This is a genomic window from Fulvivirga aurantia (genome assembly GCF_009711475.1).
Taxonomy (GTDB): Bacteria; Bacteroidota; Bacteroidia; order Cytophagales; family Cyclobacteriaceae; genus Fulvivirga; species Fulvivirga aurantia.
Genome location: NZ_SMMD01000808.1, coordinates 1 through 8,987, shown reverse-complemented (window position 1 = coordinate 8,987; position 8,987 = coordinate 1). Strand labels below are relative to the sequence as shown.

The following is an 8,987-nucleotide window of genomic DNA, read 5'->3' as shown; positions in this document are numbered from 1 at the left end:
GATCCTTCGCTGGCGCTCTGGATGACGAACTCCTAGACAAGTGGGAATGGTGTTCTAAATAGATAGGAGTCCTATAAGTCCACAAACAAAAAAAGCGACCTCAGTTGAGGTCGCTTTCTATTTATAGATCTAAAAAAGATTACTTATCGTCTTCTTTTTTGTCGTCTTCTTTCTCAGCTTTAGCTTCGTCAGCTTTAGCTTTTCCTTCTTCAGCTTTTGTAGTTGAAGTTTTACCTTCTGGCATTTCTTCTTCTACTTTTTCAGCTTCAGATTTCTTAGTGGCTTTTTTAGCAGCTGGCTTCTCTTCTTTCTTAGCCTCATCTGCTTTGCCTTGCATCTTGTCTTTAAGTGCGCTCAATGCTTCAAGGTCACCTAATGTAGACTTCTCAGAGTCTTTATTCACCTTGCTCATTGTGCTACCACCTTTAGCTGCTGCCTTCTTCTTAGGAGCTGCTGCTGGCTTAGGCTTCTCTTCAGTTTTAGAGTGAACTGACTTGTGAGAAAGTACAATTCGCTTGTCTTCTTTAGAGAATTCTAACACTTTAAAGTCTAACGTTTCGCCAGCTTCTGCTTTTGATCCGTCTTCTTTCTCAAGATTTTTAGCTGCACAGAATCCTTCGATACCGTAAGGAAGCTCAAGAGTAGCTCCTTTGTCATTCACACCTAGGATAGAACATTTGTGTACTGAACCTGGAGTAAATACGCTCTCGAAAGTATCCCATGGGTTTTCTTCTAAGTGCTTGTGGCTTAATGCTAATCTTCTGTTTTCTACATCTAGCTCAAGTACTTGTACTTCAAGCTCCTCTCCTACTTTTACAAACTCAGAAGGGTGCTTGATTTTCTTAGTCCAAGAAAGGTCAGAAACGTGTACAAGACCGTCAATACCTTCTTCAAGCTCGATGAAAAGACCAAAGTTTGTAAGGTTTCTTACCACACCTTTGTGTGTAGTACCTACAGCGTACTTAGTCAATACGTTTTCTTTATTCCAAGGATCTTCAGTAAGCTGCTTAATACCTAGAGACATTTTTCTCTCTTCTCTATCAAGTGTCAATACTACTGCTTCCAGCTCATCACCAATATTGATGAAATCCTGAGGATTTCTTAGGTGCTGAGACCAAGACATTTCAGATACGTGAATAAGACCTTCAACGCCAGGCTGGATTTCTAAGAATGCACCGTAATCGGCTACATTTACAATCTTACCTTTTACTTTAGATCCTACATCAAGGTCTTTAGGAAGCGAGTCCCAAGGGTGCTCGGTAAGTTGCTTCATACCGAGTGATATTCTCTTCTTGTCTTCGTCAAAGTCAAGTACAACAACTTTAACAGTTTCGTCAAGGTTAAGTACTTCTTCAGGGTGATTGATTCTACCCCAAGATATGTCTGTGATGTGCAATAGACCATCTACACCACCAAGGTCGATGAATACACCGAAGTTAGTCATGTTCTTAATAGTACCTTCTAGTACCTGACCTTTCTCAAGGTTATTAAGAATAACAGCTTTTTGCTCTTCAAGATCTTTCTCGATAAGTACTTTGTGTGAAACTACAACGTTGTCGTTAGAGTAGTTGATTTTCACAACTTTAACCTCCATTGATTTACCAACGAATACATCAAAGTCTCTGATTGGCTTCACATCGATTTGAGAACCTGGAAGGAAAGCCTCAACACCGTAGATGTCTACGATAAGACCACCTTTTGTTCTTCTCTTAACAAAACCTTCTATTACTTTATCATTTTCAGACGCATCCTGGATCATCTCCCACGCCTGTACGATTTTGGCTTTTCTTCTAGAAAGTACTAACTGACCGTTAGCATTTTCCTGCTCCTCGATGAAAACCTCTACCTGGTCACCTACTTTAAGGTCAGGAAGATCTCTGAATTCTGTAGCAGAAACAAGACCGTCTGATTTAAAGCCGATGTTAAGGATTACGTCTCTCGCATTGATACCTACTACAGTACCTTTTACAAGTTCTTTCTCCTCAATAGTGGTAAGCGTCTCTTCGTAGATCGAAGCTAGCTCTTCACGCTGCTTTTTGTTGTAGCCTTCTCCAAAACCTTTAGTTTCAAATGCTTCCCAGTCAAAGTCAGCATCTGGTTTAGATTCAACCTTAGGCTCAGATTTAGCAGGAGCTTTTTCTTTTTTAGCTTCGGCTTTAGGAGCTTTCTCTTCTTTTGCCTCTGCAGTTTCAGCTGTTTTTGCAGTTGCTTTTTCTTCTTTTGCAGTTTCTGCTTTAGCTTCTTCTGCAGTGTTTTTTTCTTTTGCCATAATGTATTAGCTGCTCTATGGTACATGCTGTCTTAGAGCAATCAGACAACAAATTTTATTAATAATTGCTTGCCGGCTGTTTTACGCCAACAACCCCGCTCACCCGAACGGGAGCGCAAAGTTAGTAATTTTTATTTTAATAAGGAAGGAAATATCACAAGAGAGCAACTCTACAGATAGCTATAGAGTAATAGGCAATAACTTATTGAGGCTCAGGAGTTAGATTATTAAAATTCTTATCGAAGAAAAGTCGCATAAAAAGCTCTGAAACGTGACTTTCTTTGGTGAGCTTATGGCTACGAAACCAGGCCTCCGGATCTCGATAACCTAGTTTACTCATCACCTCCTCCGGCATTATTGAGCGATAGCCCATGTACCAGCCGGAATAATCACGCTCCTCCTTTTCACCATCAATGATCAGATTTACATCTCTATGACGATCGTCTTTCTTGATCACTTTATAGAGTTGCTGAACTTTTCGTTTTTCTCCCTCCAATACCTGAACAAATTTACCATCTACATAGAGCAATAAACCGGTGATGTTTACCCTTGAATTGTTTCTCTGACTTTGAAACAATAGAGTCTCCAGGTCACGCTCGCTAGGGTTGCCTTTAGCTATGCTTGTATATACCAGGTAGTGCATACCTTAAGTTAATTTGTTTAAGGCATTTTCGCAAGCTCTCACACAAGCAAATTGGCGTCAGAAAGTACTAAAAGGAACATTACATTATTACTGCAGCAACCTCTAAGGTATGTCTTCAAATTTGAGTGTGCCTATGGCATATTGCAGAAGTGTGTCCTGAAACAGCAATGTATAACTAGACTGCGCTAAATCAGCTTTTGCACCTACTAAAGCCTGATTGGCTTGAGTAAATTGAACTAAATCAGAAATCCCCAACTTATACCTCTCTTGCTCCAAATTAAAAGAAACCTGAGCAGCTTCTAACTGTGATTTTGACGCTTGATAGTTTGTTATTGCATCTTGGTAGCTCTGATAAGCCCTTAGAACATCTGACTCTACAATGGTTTCTGTATTCTCCACATCAAGCTTTGCGTTTTCATAGTTCACTCTGGTCTGCACTGTAGCAGATCGAGTCTGAAAGCCGGAAAAAATAGGGATGTTAAAAGATAAACCATACGTTGTCTGAAGGTTATCTTCAAAAAATTGCTGATCAAAAGAACGACTATTAAAACCCTTTACATCATTATACTGCGATCCGTATGAGAAAAACGCGGTGATTGATGGGTAATATCTTCCGTTTTGAGATTGATAGCCAAATTTTGCCGCAGATTCGTCTGCTAATGCTCTCTGATAATCTGCTCGATTCTTTTGTGCTATATTATATAGTTCCTCAAGCTGCATTTCAGACATCGATATTTCATTCACATCCCAACTAGGCTCCAAAACTTCAAAGTCTGATTGCGCATCTATTTGCAAGGTTTGGGCAAGCAATGCTTTATCGTTTCTTAATCTAATCTGTGATCTCAAAACAGCCAGTTCGGCATTTTTTACCTGAAACTCCTGGTTATAAACATCCACTTTTGCTCTGGATCCTGCATCCACCTGTGCAGTAATCTGCTCCAGCTGTTTTGTCTGAGCTTCTAAATTGCCCTTATCAATACTCAGTAATTCCTGATCTAACAAACACTGCAAAAACTGTAAAGATACAAGTTGTATAACATCCTGATTGGTACGCTCTATGGTGTATATCTGAGACTCTAATTGACTTTGAGATTGTTTATAAGCGTTAAACCTGTTCATACCATTAAACAATACCATGTTTGCGTTTAATGATCCACTCATAAAGTCAACTACCCCATTTACTACACGGCCCTCCTGCTGGTTGAATGAGTTTCCCTCATTTCTACCTAAGTTACCATTTACTGTTACTGATGGGCCTAATCTTGCCAGATTAGACGTCTTCTGCATTGATGAAGCACTTAATTGATTGCGCTGTTGTTTCAGATTCACATTATTCTTCAAAGCAATTTGTACTGCTTCAGAGAATGTAAGCTGGCTCACTTCCTGACCAAAAGAAGCACTGCATAACACTGTTGCGAAAAAACCGATGATGATTTTTCTCATTGTATTCCTATCTATTTTGAAAAGTTTAACTTTTTACTATCTCTTTTTTGGTATCAGACTCTACGGCACCATCTACCAGTTTTACAACACGATTGCTATATGAAGCACAATGCTCAGAGTGTGTAACCTGGATGATCGTCATACCTTCTTCATTGAGCTTTTTAAAGATATTCATGATCTCATCACCTTGTTCTGAATGTAGATTACCCGTAGGCTCATCGGCCAATAAAAGTTTGGGCTGACCTATAATCGCTCTTGCTACTCCTACCAACTGCTGCTGACCTCCAGACAGTTGCTCAGGAAAAAGGTCTTTTTTAGCTACCATCTGAAAGCGATCGAGCATTTCTGCTACCATGCTTTTTCTCTGGGCACCTTTTACACCTTTATAAAGTAGTGGAGTTTCGATGTTTTCATAAACAGTGAGTTCGTCAATCAGATGGTAGGCCTGAAAAATGAATCCGATGTAGTGTTTGTGCATTTCAGACTTCTTGCGTTCTTTCATTTTATGCACCGGCTCATCGAAGAAGTAATACTCTCCCTGCGAGGGTTCGTCAAGCATGCCGATGATGTTCATTATCGTAGACTTACCTGCGCCACTTGGGCCCATGATAGTTACAAATTCTCCCTGCTCAACTTCAAGATCTACACCCTTGAGGATGAACGTGCGCTGAAACCGGGAGTCTACATATTTATCTACATCTTTAAGTTTTATCATATTTCTTAGGCTGTATAAGTAAGCAATTCTGATTTCGGATTCAATTTGCCAATAAGTATGCCAATAAACAAAACAGCACTAAATACGATTTTAAGGTATAATAGCGTTAGTCTAAGTGATCGTTTCCGTCCGCTATTGGAATGTGGTGTCTGATATCGGACATATGAAAATGCAATAATTATATACTAGCTTTGAAGCCGATTTGCGAAAAAACCTTTTAATCATACTCTCTCTAACCCTCCTACTTACAGTAGGCGCTTGGTTTGGCTATTACAAAATATCCGAAAACCGTGTAGCCGATCTGGAGGTGCATCCTTTGCCTCAACCTGAGATCATTGGTGGTGATGACGTACGGTTTGAACGAAACGATTCTTCATTTTTATGCGAAATGGAAAATCATGTTTTATACCTAAAAGACAGGTATAACATACCCGGCACAGCCATTGTAATTGTAAAAGAGGGTGAAATCATCTACAAGAAAGGCTTTGGTTTTGCCAATGTAAAAACTCACAGTCCTGTAACTACATCTACAATTTTTAGAATTGGCTCTGTGTCTAAAGGCTTTGCTTCAAGTCTTGCCGGGCTTCTGGAGCAAGACGGCTTTATAGATTGGAAGGCACCCATTACCCGATACTTGCCTGACTATCATGTAAACCCAATAGAATTTGCTGACAGCATCACAGTAGAGCATATACTTTCTCACACTTCCGGCTACCCTTACCAAGCGTATTCTACCCTTATAGAAGATGGCATGCCGCTGGGGCAGATGCTCGAAGAGCTTCAAGCACTTAGGCTTTCCAGAAATCCCGGAGCGATTCACTCTTATCAGAATGTAGCCTATAGTCTAATCGAACAAGTACTACAATCGCAGACCTATTGCTCCTTTAACACACTCATGCATGAGCGCATTTTTAAACCTTTGGGTATGCACACAGCTTCTATTGATTATAAATCGATAAGTGAAGCAGAAAATGTGGCTTTACCTCATTACTACAGCAGACTTGGCACCCATGTAGGTAAAATAAGGCCCACTTACTACAATGCAAGTGCTGCGGGCGGAATCAATGCCAGCATCGATGACATGGGCAAATGGCTACAGGCTGTGATGGGTCATCGGCCTGATGTACTCTCGCATAACCTCCTTGCCGATCTGCATGAGCCACATGTAGTAACTTCTGTGAAAAATTCTTATCTAGGTAGGCTAGAGAGACCCAGACGCGGACACTATGGCCTAGGATGGCGTATAGTTGAGTATCCTTCGGATACCATTGTTTATCACGGTGGCTATGTAAACGGATACAAAAGTGCCATCGGTTTCAGCAAAGCCGATGACGTAGGTATTTGTATCTTATCCAATCGAGGTGGTCGTTATACCAGTCAGCTATTGGCAGATTTTTTCAAAATTTATAGAAATAGGGAGTAAGGTATTATTCGTCCTTCAAGGTTTCCACGGGGTTGAGTAAGGCAGCTTTAATTGATTGGTAACTCACTGTGAGTAATGCAATCATAACCGCTGCAGCAGCTGCCACCAAAAACACCCACCAGGCAATTTCTATACGATACACAAACTGTTCCAACCAGTTATCCATCGCCCACCAGGCTACAGGTAGCGCCACTACTAAAGAAATGAGTACTAACCTGGTAAATCTACCGTTGAATTGAAACATTATATTAGTCACTGATGCTCCCAATGCCTTTCTTATGCCAATTTCTTTACCCTTTTGCCCTACTGTGTAAGAGGCCAGACCAAAAAGTCCTAAACAGGCGATCACCATGGCTATACATGTAAAAACAGCAAAGAGCACTCCCAGATTTTCTTCTGTGCGATACTGAGCCGCATACTCCTGATCAAGAAAACTAAACTCAAATGGTGCGTCTACGCGCTCATTCCATTTGTTTTCTAAGAAAGAAATGAGCTCTCTGGTATTTTGCCCTGTAGATCTTACTGAGAGCACACGGCTACTCCCCCAAATTGACGCATCGATGTGATAAAACAGATAAGGTGCAATGGGAGAGTGTAGCGAATAGAAATTGAAATCTTTTACTACTCCAACTACAGTGGCAGGCCCTATATCATCACCAGCATATGTTATAACCTGACCAAGCACGTCTTCCTCAGTGTAGCCAAATAAGCTCATGGTAGACTCATTAATTACCACTGACTGTTTATCTGCGGCATTTCCTTTTTCAAAAAACCGACCATGAAGCAACTCTATGCCCATAGTTTGAAGTTGCCTTTCGTCAGCTTTCATCATAGCAATGGGCTGCTCATGACCACTACGTTTGTCTCTAAAAACATCTTCATAGCTACCACGACCTATAACATCTAAACTTACTGAAGCATTGAGCACATCTGGATGATTGAGTACCTCGTTTTGAAACTGCTCCAGTTGGCTGCCCAATTTATCAGCCCAGTTGACCACAACAATGTTTTCTTTGTCGTACCCGAGGTCTTTATTCTTGAAAAAATCTAATTGTTGATACACAATGAAAGTACATATCATCAAAGCTGTGGAGATAGAAAACTGTAGCACTACAAGTGTATTTCTAAACCATTTTGAGTTTTGGCCGGTTTTCATCTGCCCTTTCAGCACATTGCTTGGTTTAAAAGCTGTAAGGTATAAGGCAGGATACAAACCGGCCAGTATGCCCACGATGATTAACGAGCCAAATATGAGTCCATAAGCCAATGGGTTGTGCCAGTCGACCAAATAGAAAACAGAATCCATGTAGCTGTTGACTCCGATTTTTAAAACTTCAGACAGACCCAGCGCAATAACGCCAGCCATAAAACACATCAATACAGACTCTAATAGGAACTGTGCTACTAATTGTCTCTTCATTGAGCCTAGTGCCTTTCTCACACCAATCTCTTTTGCTCTTATGGCTGCTCTTGCTGTAGCCAAATTGATGAAATTAATAATAGCTAAAAGCATGATGAAGACTGCAGTAAAAGAAAATATGTACATATACTTGCCGTCACTCACTGATCCCAGGCGATTACCTATCTGCGTTGAATGAAGATGGATATCACTCACCGGTTGCAAGAAAAAATCCCAATCACCTTTGCCGGACATAAATTTTTCGTACTCCATACCCCAACGAGACATCTGGGCACCTGCATGAGTCGGTGCAATATCTGCCAGCTTTGGCTCTAATTGTTCTGCAGATGCTTCGGGCTTCAACTTCACATAAGTTACTACCTGTGTTGCTATCCATGTGTCTTTAATTTGCTTAAATGCAGGGTTGGTCGCTATAGAAATGAGAAAGTCGAAATCAAAATGACGGTTTGTCGGTTGAGTTGCTGTAACTGCTGTAACTTCTAAGGGTGTTCTTTTCTCGCCAAAAAGTATGGTTTTGCCCAAGGCCTGCTCAGTATCAAAATACTTAATCGCCATTTCCTTCGAAATCACGACTTTGTTTAATCCTTTTAGTGCGGTTTCAGGATTTCCATACAAAAGCTGAAAATCAAATATTGAGAAAAAGTTGGAGTCAGCACCTAGAATATTTTGCTCATAAAATGCCAGCGGTTCATTTTGAGTTTCCACTCGCATGATATTGCCCCCTGGGGTATTGATTCTCATCACCTCTTCTATTTCTGGGTAATCAGTTGCTAATACACCTGCCAATGGCGGTATGGTAGACCCCCAAACACCGCCCTCGGGCATCCAGATGTTGGTCATATTTACTCTATAAAGTCGGCCTACATCTTTGTAATCTTTGTCATAGCTGGTTTCGTGTACTACATAGCTCACTATTAGCAAACTGGCAGCAATACCCATTGCTAAACCAAAAATATTGATCGAGCCATAGAATCGCTCTTTGATGAAGTTTCTCAGAGATATTTTCAGGATGTTTCTAAGCATGTGTTGTCTGTTTTTATATTGAGTTTTATTCGTCTCTTAAACTATCTACCG

6 protein-coding genes are annotated in these 8,987 nt (G+C 40.6%); 1 reads left to right on the top strand and 5 read right to left on the bottom strand.

Translation table 11 applies throughout. The features are described from left to right. Positions 1–139: 139 nt before the first annotated feature. The 4 genes from rpsA to E1176_RS10985 all read right to left on the bottom strand — a co-directional run bounded on the left by rpsA (position 140) and on the right by E1176_RS10985 (position 5,070). Entirely contained in the window at positions 140–2,269 is a 2,130-nt protein-coding gene (rpsA, locus tag E1176_RS11000) for a 30S ribosomal protein S1 (protein WP_155210660.1), read from the bottom strand. A gap of 202 nt (positions 2,270–2,471) precedes the next feature. After that, on the bottom strand, positions 2,472–2,912 hold the full coding sequence (locus tag E1176_RS10995) for a BLUF domain-containing protein (RefSeq protein ID WP_155210659.1): 441 nt from the start codon (positions 2,910–2,912) through the stop codon (positions 2,472–2,474). Positions 2,913–3,014: 102 nt separating this feature from the next. Next, the gene (locus E1176_RS10990) at positions 3,015–4,355 is read right to left on the bottom strand and encodes a TolC family protein (protein WP_155210658.1); all 1,341 of its coding nucleotides are present in this window, start codon (positions 4,353–4,355) and stop codon (positions 3,015–3,017) included. Positions 4,356–4,380: 25 nt separating this feature from the next. Next, a complete protein-coding gene (locus tag E1176_RS10985) occupies positions 4,381–5,070 on the bottom strand; it encodes an ABC transporter ATP-binding protein (RefSeq protein WP_155210657.1) in 690 nt (229 codons plus the stop codon). Positions 5,071–5,272: 202 nt separating this feature from the next. On the opposite strand from E1176_RS10985, the gene E1176_RS10980 reads away from it, so the two are divergent. Continuing rightward, entirely contained in the window at positions 5,273–6,493 is a 1,221-nt protein-coding gene (locus E1176_RS10980) for a serine hydrolase domain-containing protein (RefSeq protein ID WP_155210656.1), read from the top strand. 4 nt (positions 6,494–6,497) lie between these two features. On the opposite strand, the gene E1176_RS10975 is transcribed toward E1176_RS10980, so the two are convergent. Next, complete coding sequence (locus tag E1176_RS10975; protein ID WP_155210655.1) at positions 6,498–8,936, bottom strand: ABC transporter permease; 2,439 nt, start codon at positions 8,934–8,936, stop codon at positions 6,498–6,500. Positions 8,937–8,987 lie beyond the last annotated feature (51 nt).